The 831-nt window shown below is 62.6% G+C and carries 1 protein-coding gene; it reads left to right on the top strand.

Annotated elements, in window-relative coordinates; genetic code table 11:
- Positions 1–798 (top strand): IS3 family transposase (locus C5E41_RS33010; RefSeq protein WP_146097796.1); only part of this gene is annotated, 798 nt, incomplete at its 5' end.
- Positions 799–831: the final 33 nt, after the last annotated feature.

The raw sequence follows: 831 nt of genomic DNA, 5'->3' as shown, positions 1-831 counted from the left end.
CCGTCGGCCCGCGATGTCGCAGATGCCCACGTGGAGAACGCATTACGTGATCTAGCCGGACAGCCGGAGGAAGTGTACGGGCGGCGGAAAATGACCCGCTATCTGCGGCGAAGAGGCCACGACGTGGCATTCTGCACCGTGGACCGGATCATGCGCGAGCTCGGCATGAACGGAATCGTGCGAGGCCGCAAGCTACGCACCACCATCCCCGCCAAGGACGGGATACGCGCCGGTGACAGGCTCAACCGCGACTTCACCGCCACCGCACCCAACCGCGTGTGGGTCGCCGATTTCACCTACGTCTCGACCTGGAGCGGATGGGCATACGTGGCCTTCGTGTTCGACGCATACTCCCGCGCCATCGTCGGCTGGACCACCGCCGCCACGAAAACCACCGCGTTGGTGTCCAAGGCGCTCAACATGGCCGTGTGGCGGCGTGATCATTACGGGCATCCGATCGAGCCCGGCCTGATCCACCACTCCGATGCCGGGTCGCAATACACCTCGGTGAAATTCACTGAATCCCTTGCTCTGCAAGGACTCTCGGCATCGATAGGTTCGGTTGGAGATGCATACGACAACGCTCTAGCCGAATCGATCATCGGCCTGTTCAAGACCGAGGTCGTCAACCGGCACGGCCCGTTCAAGACCATCACCGAGGTCGAATTCGCGCTCATGGAATGGGCCGACTGGTACAACAACGCCCGCTTGCACTCCCGGCTGGACTACCTGACCCCGGCCGAATACGAAGCCGCGTACTACTCTCAACAATCGCCACGCCGACCGGCGCTGGCCTAAACCCGAAGCCGGTCCCTTACCCGTGACGGTTCA

Source organism: Nocardia nova, assembly GCF_002933465.1.
GTDB classification, from domain to species: Bacteria; Actinomycetota; Actinomycetes; order Mycobacteriales; family Mycobacteriaceae; genus Nocardia; species Nocardia nova_B.
This window is presented reverse-complemented; position numbering and strand designations above follow the sequence as displayed.